This is a genomic window from Planococcus daihaiensis (genome assembly GCF_049262615.1).
In the GTDB taxonomy this organism is placed as follows: domain Bacteria; phylum Bacillota; class Bacilli; order Bacillales_A; family Planococcaceae; genus Planococcus.
In genome coordinates, this window is the sequence record NZ_CP175504.1 from 1,138,058 (window position 1) to 1,153,244 (window position 15,187).

The 15,187-nt window shown below is 47.3% G+C and carries 14 protein-coding genes; 4 read left to right on the plus strand and 10 right to left on the minus strand.

All coding sequences use genetic code 11. From position 1 onward, the window contains the following. Nucleotides 1-131: 131 nt before the first annotated feature. Genes DHX103_RS05365 through DHX103_RS05375 form a run of 3 tightly spaced genes read right to left on the minus strand, consistent with a single transcriptional unit; the run spans nucleotide 132 to nucleotide 2,130 of the window. The gene (locus DHX103_RS05365) at nucleotides 132-278 is read right to left on the minus strand and encodes a hypothetical protein (protein ID WP_422124247.1); all 147 of its coding nucleotides are present in this window, start codon (nucleotides 276-278) and stop codon (nucleotides 132-134) included. A gap of 47 nt (nucleotides 279-325) precedes the next feature. Beyond that, nucleotides 326-1,537, minus strand: coding sequence for a hypothetical protein (locus tag DHX103_RS05370; RefSeq protein WP_422124248.1), 1,212 nt, complete (start codon nucleotides 1,535-1,537; stop codon nucleotides 326-328). Further along, nucleotides 1,537-2,130: an RNA polymerase sigma factor gene (locus DHX103_RS05375; RefSeq protein ID WP_422124249.1), complete on the minus strand. Its 594-nt coding sequence runs from the start codon at nucleotides 2,128-2,130 to the stop codon at nucleotides 1,537-1,539. Before DHX103_RS05375 ends, DHX103_RS05370 begins: the two co-directional genes overlap by 1 nt. A gap of 231 nt (nucleotides 2,131-2,361) precedes the next feature. Here DHX103_RS05375 and DHX103_RS05380 point away from each other — a divergent pair, with 231 nt between their 5' ends. Continuing rightward, nucleotides 2,362-3,549 carry a CDP-glycerol glycerophosphotransferase family protein gene (locus tag DHX103_RS05380; RefSeq protein WP_422124250.1) on the plus strand — a complete coding sequence of 396 codons (1,188 nt, stop codon included), beginning with the start codon at nucleotides 2,362-2,364 and terminating at the stop codon, nucleotides 3,547-3,549. Nucleotides 3,550-3,617: 68 nt separating this feature from the next. Here the strand turns inward: DHX103_RS05380 and DHX103_RS05385 are convergent, their stop codons facing one another. After that, a complete protein-coding gene (locus tag DHX103_RS05385; protein ID WP_422124251.1) occupies nucleotides 3,618-4,370 on the minus strand; it encodes an exodeoxyribonuclease III in 753 nt (250 codons plus the stop codon). A 185-nt stretch (nucleotides 4,371-4,555) separates the two neighbouring features. On the opposite strand from DHX103_RS05385, the gene DHX103_RS05390 reads away from it, so the two are divergent. Continuing rightward, entirely contained in the window at nucleotides 4,556-5,836 is a 1,281-nt protein-coding gene (locus DHX103_RS05390; protein WP_422124252.1) for an MFS transporter, read from the plus strand. Nucleotides 5,837-6,004: 168 nt separating this feature from the next. Further along, nucleotides 6,005-6,946 (plus strand): nuclease-related domain-containing protein, encoded by a 942-nt coding sequence (locus tag DHX103_RS05395; RefSeq protein WP_422124253.1) that lies wholly within the window; start codon nucleotides 6,005-6,007, stop codon nucleotides 6,944-6,946. A gap of 197 nt (nucleotides 6,947-7,143) precedes the next feature. On the opposite strand, the gene DHX103_RS05400 is transcribed toward DHX103_RS05395, so the two are convergent. The 3 genes from DHX103_RS05400 to rlmN form a co-directional block, all read right to left on the minus strand. Next, the gene (locus tag DHX103_RS05400) at nucleotides 7,144-7,953 is read right to left on the minus strand and encodes a YkuS family protein (protein ID WP_422124254.1); all 810 of its coding nucleotides are present in this window, start codon (nucleotides 7,951-7,953) and stop codon (nucleotides 7,144-7,146) included. A 158-nt stretch (nucleotides 7,954-8,111) separates the two neighbouring features. After that, nucleotides 8,112-9,242 carry an ABC transporter ATP-binding protein gene (locus DHX103_RS05405; protein WP_422124255.1) on the minus strand — a complete coding sequence of 377 codons (1,131 nt, stop codon included), beginning with the start codon at nucleotides 9,240-9,242 and terminating at the stop codon, nucleotides 8,112-8,114. 116 nt (nucleotides 9,243-9,358) lie between these two features. Continuing rightward, nucleotides 9,359-10,432, minus strand: coding sequence for a 23S rRNA (adenine(2503)-C(2))-methyltransferase RlmN (rlmN, locus tag DHX103_RS05410; RefSeq protein WP_422124256.1), 1,074 nt, complete (start codon nucleotides 10,430-10,432; stop codon nucleotides 9,359-9,361). A 156-nt stretch (nucleotides 10,433-10,588) separates the two neighbouring features. Between rlmN and DHX103_RS05415 the strand changes: the two genes are divergently transcribed. Further along, entirely contained in the window at nucleotides 10,589-11,062 is a 474-nt protein-coding gene (locus DHX103_RS05415) for a VOC family protein (RefSeq protein WP_422124257.1), read from the plus strand. Between the two features lie 76 nt (nucleotides 11,063-11,138). Here DHX103_RS05415 and DHX103_RS05420 read toward each other — a convergent pair whose 3' ends face one another. The 3 genes from DHX103_RS05420 to DHX103_RS05430 form a co-directional block, all read right to left on the minus strand. Further along, nucleotides 11,139-12,653, minus strand: coding sequence for an acetyl-CoA hydrolase/transferase family protein (locus tag DHX103_RS05420; protein WP_422124258.1), 1,515 nt, complete (start codon nucleotides 12,651-12,653; stop codon nucleotides 11,139-11,141). Nucleotides 12,654-12,888: 235 nt separating this feature from the next. Next, a complete protein-coding gene (locus DHX103_RS05425) occupies nucleotides 12,889-13,533 on the minus strand; it encodes a LytTR family DNA-binding domain-containing protein (protein ID WP_422124259.1) in 645 nt (214 codons plus the stop codon). 76 nt (nucleotides 13,534-13,609) lie between these two features. After that, nucleotides 13,610-15,109 (minus strand): succinate CoA transferase, encoded by a 1,500-nt coding sequence (locus DHX103_RS05430; protein WP_422124260.1) that lies wholly within the window; start codon nucleotides 15,107-15,109, stop codon nucleotides 13,610-13,612. Nucleotides 15,110-15,187: the final 78 nt, after the last annotated feature.

Below are 15,187 nucleotides of genomic sequence, written 5' to 3' on the forward strand. Positions count from 1 at the left end.
GCCGCATAGTTATACTGGCTTATGACCCGAAGAGCTGGGCCGCCGGAGTCTCGACAATAGAAAAGTGACGGCGCCCGTTAAGTTTGGTTGCCGAAATGCAAAAGCACCGCGAAATAGTCGCGGCGCTTTCTCTATTTCCGGAACAAAGTGATCAACACGATCCAAATGGGATTGTGTTTCCCTTCGTCCTTTTTGTGTTTTTTCCGTCGGCTTGCTTCCACTTCCAGGCGAATGTCTTCCATTCTTTGTTTAACTGCCATTTCATCTGTCCGAAACATTAGTTTTCCTCCTCAACTTAATGATTCACAGCATTCTGAGTGGCCTGTTACAGGGAAAGTTCTCCAATATTATTGGATTTTTGAGGTTTTCTTTCCGCTTCTTTCTCTTCTTTCAGCATGATACGACCAGCGTTTGCCCGGACTTTTCCTTGCAAGGCACCTTTTATATCTGCTGAAGCTGCCTGCACCTCGCCAAATATGTCGAGTGTTTCCAATTTATTCATGATTGTTTCATCGGCAACATCTTCGTCGATTCCAAGTGTGCCGTCCACAATCAGACTGAATGGTTCCTGCATCGATTCAAATTGGCTGTTCGACCAATGCTCTTCCCCTTCGATCAGGATAAATCGCTTTTTGTAGGACAACACTTCTGTTTCCATTTTTTCCAATTTCTCGTATACCAAATCTTCAACCTCTTCATTGCATACAATAAAAGATTTTGAGGCGATTCGGCTGATTGCTCCGTCCAGCGCCTCCCGCGTTATATCAGCCTCGAATATAATCGGTTTTTTGGTCATCAGTTTCTCATCCTGGAAGCTTTTAATCGACCGGGAATTGATGCGCAAAGCTCCTTTCAAAACTCTATAACCTGCCGGGATTACTTCGATGACACCGTTTGGAGCCGATTCCATCTTCCGGTGAAGCATTGTTTCCTGCTCTTCATGAAGCGATAACACCCCGTTAACTTCAATTCTCTTGATTTTTTCATTGAACAATACCTCGTCGATGTCTTTTGGAATCGTCAGTAATCCGTTGACTATAAGATGCAAGGGCTCTTCAGCCGCTTCCAGAAACGCATTGCTTAATGTAAGGCTGCCATTTTCACGTCTTGGCGGCGCACCTTCATAGACTCTTACTTTTGGGCTGCCTTCTGAAAACAGCTGACTCACCTGCCCGGCAAGTTTCGCCGGCGTATAAATTTCACCGTTTATTATGATATTCAAAAGCCCTTTATTTAATTGATTGGCTTGTACATCGTGGCCAATGATGAGCATGCCGTTTACGACCATTTTCACTGGCTGCTCGAGTGAAGCGAGATAGTCACTATCGATTTCCAATGTTCCGTTGTAATAGCTGTATTGATCCGGTACTTCCACTGTCTTTCCGATATTACCAATGTTCAAAGCCGCCAGCAGATGAGATTGACCACTTCTGTAAAGCACCATGCCAACATTGCCGATTCTCTCATACGCTTGCACACTCTGTTCTGTTGCATTCAATAAATTCAATACCCCTACATTGCCAATTGTCTGTTTCATCAAAATTCCTCCTCCATAATATCCCTCAATTTCTTGATTGCAAAATGCAGCTTATATCTGATGGTCGCTGCCGGGACTTGAAGCTGCTCCCCGATTTCCCTGCTGGTCATTCCCAGCCAATAACGTTTGAATACAAGATCGCCCAGTTCCGGTGTAAGATGTGCCAGCAGTTCGGTCATTTCCAGCCGGTTGACAGCTAATGCCGGTTCTGGAAAGTCAGTTTCCTCATCCCACTCCGAAATGCGCTGGTCTTTCCGACGATCATCGATCAACCTGTTTTTCATTACCCGGAAAAACCATGCCCGCTGTTTATAAATTGGCAAATCCACAAGCTCTTCTTGCTTTAATGATTTTTCGAGGGCGTCCTGCACCAGATCATCTGCTTCCTGCTCATGTCGGGAAATGGAACGGGCGAAACGAACCAAATCGCTTTTCAAGTTTTCATACATCGTTTCAGTGTTCATCCCATTCCCCGCTTTCTGTTCCATTGCCTCTCTCAATAAGATAACGGATGAACCGGCAGAAGTGTTTGAAAAAAATACAAAAATCCGATAAACCGTCGAAACGGCTTGCCGGATTTTCATTTCATTCATTAATATCAATCAGCTTCATGAACATCTTGGAATCCCGTTGCCCCATCCATTTGGGTTCGGAAACTTTCATACCATTCATCGTTTCCAGTTTTTCTTCATATTTGAATCTCCCATTATTGAAATTCTTAAACCCCTTCCCCCTAAAAATCGGTTTTATTCTTGCAGATGGACAAAGTCGCACCGATATGAAAAAATTAGAACTAGAACATCCTTCGGAAAGCAGGGCTAATCATGAGTATTGATTTAAAAGAAAGAGGGAGATTGGATTCCCTGAAAGGATTTTTGAAAGTCTCTGCTGCCTATTTATTTTCTTTATTCCCTTCCTCAAAAGGCGATAAGAAAATTGTGTTGGTCGGCGGAAACCTTGGTGAGAAATACGAAGACAATGCGGCCGTGTTCCATAAGTACCTGATCGAGAACCATCAGGATAAGGTAACAGCTTATTGGCTGTATGATCCGAAAAAGTCTTACGCGCAGGATAAGCAGATTGCCAACGCTGTAGCCCTTGGCAGTTTCCGGAACTACTTCCTGTTCTTCAAGGCCGATTATTCATTCCACGGGCATTCACTGATGTATGATATAGCGCCATCCGTTGATAAATTCCTGTTTCTGAACCGGAAAACCATCATCACCCATGTCAGCCACGGAATTGAAGGCTTTAAAAAAATCCTGATCCAGAAAGAGGATGTGCCTCTATTGAAGCGGACGGATTTCTTTAATTGTGCCTCTGAGTACGAAAAGGATTTGAAGCTGAACGAATGGAAGATTCCTGAAAAGAAACTTATTGTCACCGGGTTCCCGCGTTTCGATCGTTTCGAAGCGAATAAACCCGCGCCGCAAGTGAAAAGAATCTTGATGATGATGACCTGGCGCGAATGGCTTTTCGACCTGACCGAAGAGGAATTTGTGGAAAGCGATTATTTCAAAAATACGCTTGGACTCGTCAGTCACGAAGGCATCCGGAAACTCATTTCCGAAAACGATATGCATATGCGGGTCGCGCTTCATCCATTCATGCGGAAATTCGAAAAGCATTTCACCGGTCTCGACCATCCCGAAAGCGGCATCGAATTTTTGGATTTCAACCACTCTTCCATCGAGAAGGCCATTATTGAAAATGATATGCTGCTGACGGACATCACCAGCGTTTCATGGGATTTCCTTTATTTGAATAAACCGATCATCTTCAATATGTTCGATAAAGAGGAATACATGGCGCGCCGCGGCACTTACCTGAGCCTCGATACAGACCTTTACGGTTACAAGGCCGATTCGTTAGAGGAAGTCCATCAATACCTGAAGCGAATTGTTGAAGAAGGGATTACCACGAATGAATGGTATTCCAAAGCGCCGCTGTACATCGATTATTACGACCATAATAATTGCCAGCGTTTGGCGAAGATGGTTATGGGGATTTAAGAGGAGCGACGGAGTCTGGACACAAAAAAAGCAAAAGAGCGCCCGGAATTTTCTTCCGGGCGCTCTTTTTATTGGAGTACAAGTTCAATTGGGCAATGGTCGGAGCCCAGGATTTCGCTGTGGATTTTCGCATCTTTCATATTCGCTGCCATGCGATCCGATACGAGGAAATAATCGATGCGCCATCCGATATTGCGGGGTCTGCAATCGGTGCGGTAGGACCACCACGTATAGGCGCCGCTCTCTTCCGGATAGAAATGGCGGAACGAATCCGTGAATCCGCGTTCCAAAAATGTTGTCATCTTGCCGCGCTCTTCCGGGGTGAAGCCTGAATTCTTGCGGTTCGCTTTTGGATTTTTCAAATCGATTTCCTGATGCGCCACATTGAGGTCGCCGCACAGGACGACCGGCTTCCGGCTATCGAGTTCGCTTACATAATCGAGCACCGCCTCTTCCCATTGCAAGCGGTAATCGAGCCGCAGCAAGCCGTGCTGGGAGTTCGGCGTATAGACATTCACCAGGTAAAACTCATCGAACTCCAAAGTGAGAGCCCGCCCTTCACTCGCGTGGTCGTCGTGATTTATCCCGTAATGCACGGTCAGCGGCTCCTGCCGGGTGAATATGGCCGTCCCCGAATAGCCTTTTTTCTCCGCATAATTCCAAAAAAGATGATAGCCGGGCAGCTCCATTTCGATTTGCCCTTCCTGTAATTTTATTTCCTGCAGGCAGAAAACATCCGCGTCTGCCACATTGAAAAAATCCATAAATCCCTTTTTCACAACAGCCCGTAAACCGTTTACGTTCCATGAAATCATTTTCACAGCCATTCTCCTCATTTCGCAATCTTTACTCAGTTTAACGGAATCAAAGAGCCGGCTCAAACGTTTGTGTTTTATTGCCAGCAAGTATCTAATTATGTAAAATTTCAGTAAATTTCATAAAATCGCTCTTTTTCTTCTGCAGTTCTTGTACAATGAAAATATCATTCACGAAGGGGAATCAGGAGATGAAAAAGTTCACTAAGACAGAGAAAAGCTGGGCATTTTACGACTGGGGCAACTCGGCTTATTCAATCATCATCACTACCGCGGTCTTTCCGCTGTATTATAAAGCGTCAGCGACGGACGCCGGCGTCAGTTTATCCGATTCGACCGCCTACCTCGGCTATACCATTGCCATTTTCACATTCATCCTGGCAATGCTCGGGCCGATTCTCGGAACCCTTGCCGATTACGAAGGCTTGAAAAAGAAATTCTTCACCGCCTTCTTCCTGCTGGGCACCCTTTCGACAGCGCTGCTGGCGTTCGTGCCAAGTGATAATTGGCTGCTGATGCTCGCTTGTTATGTATTTGCAGCACTCGGCGCGACCGGCGCCAATCTTTTCTATGACGCTTTCATCGTTGACGTCACCACCGAAAAACGCATGAACCGCGTTTCAGCTTTCGGTTATGGGCTTGGCTATATCGGTTCAACCATTCCGTTTGCAATTGCCATTGCCATTATCCTGCTTGCGCAGAATGAAATCATTCCGTTATCCGTGACGAACGCCAGCCGCGCCGCTTTCTTAATCACGGCACTCTGGTGGATTTCCTTCTCTATTCCAATGTTCAAAAATGTTCATCAGCGTTATTTCATCAAACGTGAACCGAATCCTGTCGCGCAAAGCTTTAAGCGCCTCGGCAAAACGCTGAAAGAAATCCGTCAATACCGGGCCATCGTGCTGTTCCTGATTGCTTATTTCTTCTATATTGACGGCGTCGGCACCATCATCTCGATGTCGACGGCTTATGGTACGGATTTGGGGCTCACTTCAACAAGCCTGCTGATCGTGCTGTTTGCAACACAGGTTGTAGCGGCGCCATTCGCGATTCTTTACGGCCGGCTTGCTGACCGTTTTACCGGGAAAAAGATGCTGTATGTCGGAATATGCGTGTACATCGTGGTCTGCATCTACGCGATGTTCATGGAAACCATATTCGACTTCTGGGTGCTCGCTATGCTCGTCGCTTCCAGTCAGGGCGGCATCCAGGCCTTAAGCCGTTCGTATTTCGGCAAGCTTGTACCGAAAGAAAACTCCAACGAATTTTTCGGTTTCTATAATGTCTTTGGCAAATTCGCCGCAATCACCGGGCCGGTTCTGGTGGCAGTGACTTCACAAATCACCGGCGATTCACGTTTCGGCGTCTTCAGCCTGGTGATTCTCTTCATCATCGGATTGATCGTCCTGTCGCGTGTACCGGAGCCGGTTGTGCATGAACCGGTTGATGAAATTGCGACGGAGGCTTGATGTTTTAAATCACCCGCACTTGCCGGAATTTCTCCCGGCAGGTGCGGGTTTTTCGATGGCGCAAATTCTGGATTTGATGCCTATAGCGCGGTCAAATCTTTATTTTCAATGAAACTCTAGGATTTTGTGAATACGAATGGTATGTTTTTTCAAAAAAGAGGAATGCCGATGATACGGAAAAAGAGGGAGGCTTCAACGAATAAAGAGCAATTGGAGGTGCTTCTCCGGCGTTTGCCGAAATCGCACGCCGGCTATGGGCAAGTGCAGAATGACAGTTATGCCGAAGCTGCCGGCCAGGGCGGCGAGGAACGATTTGACCATTATTTTGCGGCGAGCCGTTTGGCGTTTCCGCATTTGATGCTGCACAACGTGACTTTGAAGTCGTTTCGTGTGTTCCAGCTGGATTCTGTGCTGATCACGCCTTGGTGTATCTTTGTATTCGAAGTGAAAAATATGAATGGCCCGCTGCTTTTCAACAGCCACCCCGTCCAGATGCTGCAGACGAAAGAAGACGGTACCGTGCTTGGCCGCAAGTCGCCAATTGAGCAGATCACCGAAAATGAGTGGCTGCTCGATGACTGGCTGAAGGCGCGGGATATTGTGATGCCGATGCGCTCTGTACTGGTCCTATCCTATTCGAAACAAATCGCCGAAAATGTCCCTTCTTCGCAGCCTGTCATCTTTTCGCATCAATTGCCGATGTTTCTGCATAAGCTACGGATTGAAACGGCCGTTTTTAGTTTGGAGGAAATGAAGGAGCTGGCGCGCATGATTGAAGCCGCTTTGGTGACGTTCGAGCGGAAGCCAATCTGCAGTGATTCGCGCTATCCAATCGACGTCATGAAGCGCGGCGTCTGGTGTGCCGGCTGCAATTCCATCGGCATGGTGCGGCGTTACGGCAATTGGTTCTGCCCGGGTTGCGCCATCACGGATAAGGGCGCTCACCTGCGAACGATCCGCGATTGGCTGCTGTTGACTGGCGAGCCAATGACGAATAAGTTGTGCCGGGAGATTTTGGGGGTGGATGACCGACGATTAGTGACCCGCTTATTAAAAGAGATGAATTTGAAGAAATCGGGCTCATTCAAAGATTCAAATTATCGCCTGTAGGCTATTTCGAGCTATTTTATTGGAGTTGGGCGTATTTTCATGAAAGTTGGGCGTATTTCCGTCGAAGTTGGGCGTATTCTTGTGAAAGTTGGGCGTATTTCTATATAAGTTGGGCGTATTTCTTAACGGAGGCGAATTCTCGCCGCAATATCACATCAAAAAACCAGCGCCCCCATCCGGAGGCGCCGGTTTTTGTATTATTTCTTATCTTTGTCGACAGATTGGACGGTTACATCGCCGCTGTCATTTTTTTCAACAGCCGAGCTGCCAAATTCCACAACTTCAATGCCGCCGCTTTCTTTCTTCTCTTCTTTTTCAGCTTTTTTCTCTTCTTTTTCAGCTTGCTTTATAGCTTTCTCATGTTCTTTTTTCGCTTTTTCTTCTTCTTTAATCTCTTTTTCAACAGCTTTCTCGTGCTTTTTCAACTCTTTGTCTTCTTTCTTCTCTTCGCGTTTCGCTTTCAGCTCATCGGCTTTGTCCTTTGCTTTTTCAGTCACATCATTGGTCTTTTCTTTGACCTGGTTGACCTTTTCTTTTACTTGATCAAGCTTGCCTGGACCGGAATTTTCTTCCGATTGCGATTTCGCTTCTTTCTTTTCTTTCATTTCAGCAGCTTTTTCTTTCACTGTTTTTTGCAATTCTTTGCCGCTTTTTGGCGCCAGCATTAAACCGGCTACTGCACCGAGTATTGCACCCGTTGCCGCGCCAGCGATAAACCCGCCGCCGCCTGATTTCTCATCTGACACCATCGGTGGTGGTGGCATAATTTTTCCGCTGCGTACGAGACGCTCTTCAACTTCTTCAATAATTTCAAATAGTGTACGGCCTTTCGCCTCCACTAATGGAACATTCATGTGGAAATCCACCAGATCTTCTTTGTCGCGCACGACGACACAATCATAATCCATGGCATCTGTTTTATCCTCAAGCATTTCTGCCTTATACCCTCTTTGAAGCAATGCTTGTAGTACGGACGTAAATGGTTCTTCAACTGCGATTTTTACCATCTTATTACCACTCCTTTTCTAAAAATGTCTATTATTTTATTTTCCCTATAAAAAGGAACTTAAACACGTTATTTTAATTTTTTTAAAAACTTTGAAATATTTCATAAATTTTTCAAAAAATCTAGACCGCTTCCTGCTGTAAAAACAATTGAGGTATTTTAATTGGAATAAACAGCAGTTTGCAATTCTGGCGCCTTCACCCGTTCACCGGTTTCCATATCGAAGAAATGAACATGCGACATGTCAAAAGCGAGGGTCGCGGTGTGCCCCGCTTCAATCGTTGTGTCCGCATCCACCCGGGCGATGAATTCCTGATCTGCATAAACCGCATACAGAATGGTTTCCGCGCCTGTCAGTTCTGCAACTGTAATTTCCGCTTCAAACTCACTGGCCGGCACACCGGAAAGGTCTTCATTGTTTACATGAATATGTTCCGGGCGGATCCCCAGCGCAATCGGTTTGCCTTCATAACCAAGCTCCTTCAGCATAGCTGCAGTTTCGGCCGGGATTGCCACCGTTTTATCGTCGACCAGAAAATTTCCGTCAGAAATGGTCCCTTCAAAAAAGTTCATCGCCGGTGACCCGATAAAACCGCCGACAAAACGGTTTCCCGGGAAATCGTAAACTTCTTTAGGTGCACCGACCTGTTGAATTAAACCGTCTTTCAAAATGACAATGCGCGTCGCCATTGTCATCGCTTCGGTTTGGTCGTGCGTTACATAAATCGTCGTCGTTTTGAGCCGCTGGTGTAATTTGGCGATTTCTGCGCGCATCTGCACACGCAGTTTGGCGTCAAGATTGGACAGCGGTTCATCCATAAGGAACACTTTCGCATCCCGCACGATGGCCCGTCCAAGCGCGACACGTTGGCGCTGGCCGCCTGACAATGCCTTCGGTTTTCGGTCCAGGAAATCTGACAGACCGAGAATTTTGGCGGATTCTTCCACGCGCCTCTTAATCTCCGGCTTTTTGAATTTCCGTAATTTCAGGCCGAATGCCATGTTATCGTAAACCGTCATATGAGGATATAAAGCATAATTCTGAAAAACCATTGCGATATCACGTTCTTTCGGTTCAACATCATTCATACGCTTGCCGTCGATAAAAAACTCACCTTCCGAAATTTCTTCCAGTCCCGCAATCATTCGCAATACCGTTGATTTCCCACAACCTGACGGCCCAACAAAGACGATGAATTCTTCATCTTTGATGTGGAGATTGAAGTCAGTAACAGCCAATGGACCTTTGTCATATCGCTTGCCCAGGTTATTGATTTTTATCTCAGCCATATACCTCTCCCCTTATATTCGATTAATTCTAATTATATAGAATTATTTGTAAATTACAAAATTATATTAAAAAAACAGCCCTCCAAATAAAATCGGAGAGCTGTTCGTTGGATCTATTAGACTGTCGCTGTTTTTTTCTCTTTTGTGATCTGTTTGCTTCGCAGCTGACCACATGCAGCGTCGATGTCGGCGCCTTGCTCATGGCGTACGCCGCAATTGATGCCCTTTTTCTTCAATGCATCATAGAAAGCGGCAATCGCTTCCGGTGTGCTTTGCTGATACTGATCGTGCTCGCTGACCGAGTTGTATGGAATAAGGTTGACGTAAGAAAGATGGCGCTTGTTTTCAAGCAATTTCGCCAAATTATTCGCTTCTTCAACATGGTCGTTGACATCACGCAGCATAATATATTCGAATGTGATGCGGCGGTTGGATTTTTCCAAGTAATAATCGATGGCCGCCATCAATTTCTCGACCGGATACGCTTTATTGATTTTCATGATGCGTGTACGCAATTCATTTGTCGGTGCATGGATTGAAATTGCCAGGTTGACTTGCAGGCCTTCATCCGCGTAATCGTAGATTTTCGGAACGATTCCGCTTGTTGAAACGGTGATGTGGCGTGCGCCGATGGCAAGGCCTTTTTGTGAATTGACCACATGCAGGAAGTCCATCATGTTTGCGTAGTTATCAAATGGTTCGCCGATACCCATGATTACGATATGGCTGACGCGATCTCCTTTTTCCTGTGCATCAAAATGCGCCTGCACCTGAACAATTTGTTCAACGATTTCGCCCGCGGTTAAATCGCGGCTCTTTTTCAAAAGTCCGCTCGCGCAGAAACTGCAGCCGATGTTACAGCCGACCTGTGTCGTAACACAGACGGAGTTGCCGTATTTAAAACGCATCAAAACGGTTTCGATCAAGTTGCCGTCCTGCAGACGGAAAAGGAATTTGATGGTGCCGTCAGCCGATTCCTGTTTGACTGCTTCTTCCAATGTACGGATTGCAAAATTCTCTTCCAATAATTGAATAACTTCCTTGCTCAGGTTATTCATTTCGGAAAATTGTGTGACACGTTTAATGTATAACCAGTCCCATACCTGTTCGGCACGGTACTTTTTCTGTCCATTTTCTAAGAACCATTCTTTTAATTGGTCTATCGTTAATCCATATATGGAATTTTTCATTTTAGAACCCTCATTTCGAATTTCACAATTGATTATTATAATACTAAAGATCACGGTTTACAACAACTATTTTCGTTTAAACAGAAAAGTCTGCTTTTTATCAGGCTTAAAAGCCTATACGTACGGGTATCAGAAATTATAGAGGAGGTTTTACATATGACTTCAACAGTCACCCATATCGGTCTGGCAGTGCCTGACCTGGACCGGGCAATCGATTGGTACTGCAAAGTTTTCGGCTTCTATGTTCTTGCCGGTCCATATGATTTTGACGAAAGGAATGAACAGCTCTTTTCCATGACACAAGACCTACAGGGGTCTGAGGTCAAGAAGATGCGGAATGTCCATCTGATGAGCAATAGCGGTGTCGGCATCGAATTATTCGAGTTTCAGAACCCCGATTTCAATGAAGAAACACCTTCCCCGCACACCGGTTTTTTCCACATCTGCTTGATTGTCGATGACATCGTGGAGTCGATTGAAAAGGTCGTGTTCAACGGCGGCAAGCAACGCAGCAAAATTTGGAACATCAACAAAGGCAAGCCCCATTATCTGGTATATGCCGAAGACCCTTTCGGCCATATCATCGAACTTTACACCCGAAGCACGGCAGAAGTTTATGGCAATAATTGAAATGAATAAAACCAGCTCTCTTCCATTAAGAAGAAAGCTGGTTTTTAAAGTTGTTTTGAAAATGTTTTGCTTCCCCTTACACCAATTGCTCTTTCTCTTGCAGCATCGAGCCTTTTTCAGCAAGCGCCGTATGCCAGGAGAAAGCTTTTTCCAGCACATGCGGTGTCTGGCCGCCGCGTGTCAGCGCTTCTTCGTAATACTCGCGCATTTGTGCACGGTAAGTCGGGTGAACACAGTTTTCGATGATGACTTCCACGCGCTCACGCGGAGCCAGGCCGCGCAGATCTGCATAGCCCTGTTCCGTCACAAGTACATCGACATCATGTTCCGTGTGGTCAATATGCGGAACGAATGGCACGACGCTGGAAATATTGCCGCCTTTTGCCACCGATTTTGTGACGAAAATGGCAAGACGCGCATTGCGTGCAAAGTCTCCTGAGCCGCCGATGCCATTCATCATTTTCGTGCCGGACACATGCGTCGAGTTGACGTTGCCGTAAATATCGAATTCAAGCGCCGTGTTGATGGAAATTAAACCGAGGCGGCGGATGATTTCCGGATGGTTCGAAATTTCCTGCGGACGCATGATGATTTTATTGCGGTATTTTTCGAATTCACCGAAGACCTGCTCCATTTTCGGTTCCGACAGGGTAATCGAACAGCAGGAAGCGAAATCGACTTTCCCTGCGTCAATCAAATCGAAAACCGCGTCCTGCAGCACTTCCGAATAAACCTCAAGGTGTTCGAATTCCGAATCGATCATGCCGTGCAGCACCGCGTTGGCGACAGAGCCGATGCCCGATTGCAGCGGCGCCAGTTTTTCAGTCAGGCGGCCATCACGGATTTCCGAACGGAAAAATTCCAAGAGATGGTCAGCCATGATTTTTGTTTCTTCATCCGGCGGCACAATGTTCGAAGGCGAATCCTTCTGTTCCGTAAAGACGATGCCACGGATTCTTTCCATGTCGACCGGAATGCCGATCGTGCCGATGCGGTCTTTCACAGAAGTCAGCGGAATCGGGTCGCGCTCGCCTTGCTTGCCGGTATCGTAAATATCATGCAAGCCTTCGAAAAGTTCCGGCTGCGCCAAATTGATTTCCACAATGATGTTGCGTGCATGTTTTGCGAAGATAGCCGAGTTGCCGACAGATGTCGTCGGAATGATCATGCCGTCCGCTGTAATGGACAGGGCTTCGATGATGGCAAAATCGATCGTTTCGATAACATTGGTGCGTACCCATTCCGCTGTATGCGATAAATGGTGATCGACGAAAAGCATTTCGCCGGCGTTGATGCTATTGCGCATCGCAGGTTCTGCCTGGAACGGCAAGCGTTTGCCGACAATGCCCGCTTCCGCGAACAGCCGGTCGATATCCGAGCCGAGAGATGCCCCGGTGAACACATTGACTTTGAAATTTTCTGTCGCTGCGCGCTCCACCAATGCGAAAGGCACTGCTTTCACGTCGCCGGCCCGCGTAAATCCGCTGAGGCCCAGTGTCATGCCGTCTTGTATCCAAGAAGCCGCTTCTGTCGGGGACACCACACGCTCCTGTAATTCTGCTGCTTTGATTCGGTCGTTTTTATTCGTCATATCAATCACTCTCTTTCTCATAGTTTTTAAGGGATAAAATCGGTCTGCTTGTAAAAATAAAGCGTTTTCATTGTGCCCATGGCAAATGAAAGCAGATTCCGGCGTTAATTATTAGATAACTTTAAACTATTCTGAGAGCGTTTTGAGCGATTGATGCGTCGAAGAGCAGTTATGCCGCTAAAGCAGAAAATCCCCCGGTTGAACCAGAGGATTTGTTGAAAATTCATATTTTCTTCTAAAACCCCAGCAACTTCCTGAAATAGCTTGAATAGGATTGGCTGACCGGAATTCGGCTGCCGTTGTCCATCGCGAGCACGAAAGTGGAGTGTGTGTCGGGATAGATTTCTTCTATATGATGGACATTGACGATGAACGAGCGGTGGCAGCGGATGAACGTTTCCCGCGGCAACAGAAATTCGAAGTCCTGCAGCGAATTTTTATTGGTGCCGGAAAAGTTTGCGGCGTGCACATGCGTCTTGCGGTCTTTTACTTCGAGCGACACGACGTCCGCGAACGGCACCGGCTTCCAGCCATCCGGGCTCCTTACGGTCACGACGGATTTGCCTTCGGTATAGGACGGATAAATCGCCATGACGCAGCCCGCCAGTTTGCCATCCTCTTCGAACGGCACAGCCATACCGTGATAAGGGACGCCGAACACTTCGCGGTCGATGAATTCGGAAGCTTTCTGCTTTGACATCAGCGCTTTATGGGCGATGGTGCCTTCTTTGACCGGGTCGCCCGCTTTTATTTTCAGATCGACCCGTTTGCTCGGCCTGTAATAGATGTATTGTTTTGTGTCCGAAACTGCGATGGAAACTTCATCGGAAAAGAGCTCTCCCATAACGTCCAGCAGCGAACCGAATGTGAATTTTTCCATGGTTGCCCTCCTGTATGCACTGATTGCTTCATTATAAAGCATTTCGGTAATCGATGGTGCAGGAAGGAGCCGTGCCTTATTGTTCGCGCATACTGCCCTGTTCGGCAAGGCGCTGATGCCAGGAAAAAGCTTTTTCCAAAACATGGGGCGTATGGCCGCCGCGCGTCAACGCTTCCTCGTAATACGCGCGCAATTGTTCGCGATAAGCCGGATCGGCGCAATTTTCGATGATCAAACCGGCCCGTTCCCGCGGGGCAAGTCCCCGGAGGTCGGCATAGCCGAATTCCGTGATCAGCACATGGACGTCATGCTCCGTATGGTCGACGTGGGTCACGAATGGCACGACGCTTGAAATTTTGCCGTCTTTCGCCGTCGCCCTTGTAACAAAAATCGACAATCTGGCATTGCGTGCAAAGTCTCCTGAGCCGCCGATGCCATTCATCATTTTCGTGCCGGACACATGCGTCGAATTCACGTTGCCGTAAATATCGAATTCGAGTGCCGTATTGACGGCAATCAAACCGAGGCGGCGGATAATTCCCGGATGATTGGTGATTTCCTGCGGCCGCAGCACGATTTTGTCTTCGTATTTGCCGAAATTCGAATACACTTGCGCCATCTTCTCTTTTGATAAGGTAATGGCGGACCCGGAAGCAAACCGCAGCTTGTCTGCGTCGATCAAATCGAACACAGCGTCCTGCAGCACTTCCGAATACATTTCCAAATCATGAAATTCCGAGTCGATCAAACCGTGCAGGACAGAGTTGGCAACGGATCCGACACCCGACTGGATCGGGGCAAGTTTTTCCGTCAGCCGCCCGGCCCGGATTTCTGAGCGCAACAGCTCCAATAAATGGGCCGCAATCGCTTCGGTGTCACTGTCCGGCGGCACGATGGTCGACGGTGAATCGACCTGGTCCGTAAAGACGATGCCCCGTATCTTTTCAATATCCACCGGAATGCCGGTTGTGCCGATGCAGTCGGCGACATGCGTCAAGGGAATCGGCAGCCGCCCTTCGTGTTTGCCGGTATCGTAAATATCATGCAGGCGGTAAAGCCGCTCCGGCTGCTCTGTATTGATTTCCACAATGACATGCTTCGCGTGCTGGGCAAAAATGGCCGAATTGCCGACCGATGTTGTCGGTATGATTAAGCTGTCTTTCGATATCGAAATTGCCTCGATGATGGCAAAATCCACCGGCCCGATCACCCTGTCGCGGATCCATTCGGCTGTATGGGATAGATGATGATCGGTATACAGTATTTCGCCTTCATTGATTTTCCGGCGCATCACCGGATCCGATTGAAACGGCAGTCGTTTGTGAACGATGCCGGCTTGCGCGAATACGGTATCGATATTGGAACCGAGCGAAGCCCCGGTATAGACATTCACTTTGAAACTTTCGAATTCTGCACGTTTCGCCAATGCGAGCGGCACCGCTTTTGCATCTCCCGCCTTCGTGAAGCCGCTAAGGCCGAGCGTCATGCCGTCCTGTATCCACGAAGCCGCTTCTTCTGCGCTGACCACACGCTTCTGTAATTGCTCCACGCCAATGCGATCCAATCGATTCCCCATTTCCCCACACCTTTCTATATGGAATAAAACCCGTTATTCGTTTTATCTATACCCTGATAGATGCCACTTCAATTAAAC

Coding starts and splice junctions, on each gene's coding strand:
- DHX103_RS05395 (WP_422124253.1), top strand. CDS start 6,005: ATGATACGGAAAAAGAGGGAGGCTTCAACGAATAAAGAGCAATTGGAG.
- DHX103_RS05365 (WP_422124247.1), bottom strand. CDS start 278: ATGTTTCGGACAGATGAAATGGCAGTTAAACAAAGAATGGAAGACATT.
- DHX103_RS05380 (WP_422124250.1), top strand. CDS start 2,362: ATGAGTATTGATTTAAAAGAAAGAGGGAGATTGGATTCCCTGAAAGGA.
- DHX103_RS05390 (WP_422124252.1), top strand. CDS start 4,556: ATGAAAAAGTTCACTAAGACAGAGAAAAGCTGGGCATTTTACGACTGG.
- DHX103_RS05425 (WP_422124259.1), bottom strand. CDS start 13,533: ATGGAAAAATTCACATTCGGTTCGCTGCTGGACGTTATGGGAGAGCTC.
- rlmN (WP_422124256.1), bottom strand. CDS start 10,432: ATGAAAAATTCCATATATGGATTAACGATAGACCAATTAAAAGAATGG.
- DHX103_RS05400 (WP_422124254.1), bottom strand. CDS start 7,953: ATGGTAAAAATCGCAGTTGAAGAACCATTTACGTCCGTACTACAAGCA.
- DHX103_RS05370 (WP_422124248.1), bottom strand. CDS start 1,537: ATGAAACAGACAATTGGCAATGTAGGGGTATTGAATTTATTGAATGCA.
- DHX103_RS05405 (WP_422124255.1), bottom strand. CDS start 9,242: ATGGCTGAGATAAAAATCAATAACCTGGGCAAGCGATATGACAAAGGT.
- DHX103_RS05430 (WP_422124260.1), bottom strand. CDS start 15,109: ATGGGGAATCGATTGGATCGCATTGGCGTGGAGCAATTACAGAAGCGT.
- DHX103_RS05415 (WP_422124257.1), top strand. CDS start 10,589: ATGACTTCAACAGTCACCCATATCGGTCTGGCAGTGCCTGACCTGGAC.
- DHX103_RS05420 (WP_422124258.1), bottom strand. CDS start 12,653: ATGACGAATAAAAACGACCGAATCAAAGCAGCAGAATTACAGGAGCGT.
- DHX103_RS05375 (WP_422124249.1), bottom strand. CDS start 2,130: ATGAATGAAATGAAAATCCGGCAAGCCGTTTCGACGGTTTATCGGATT.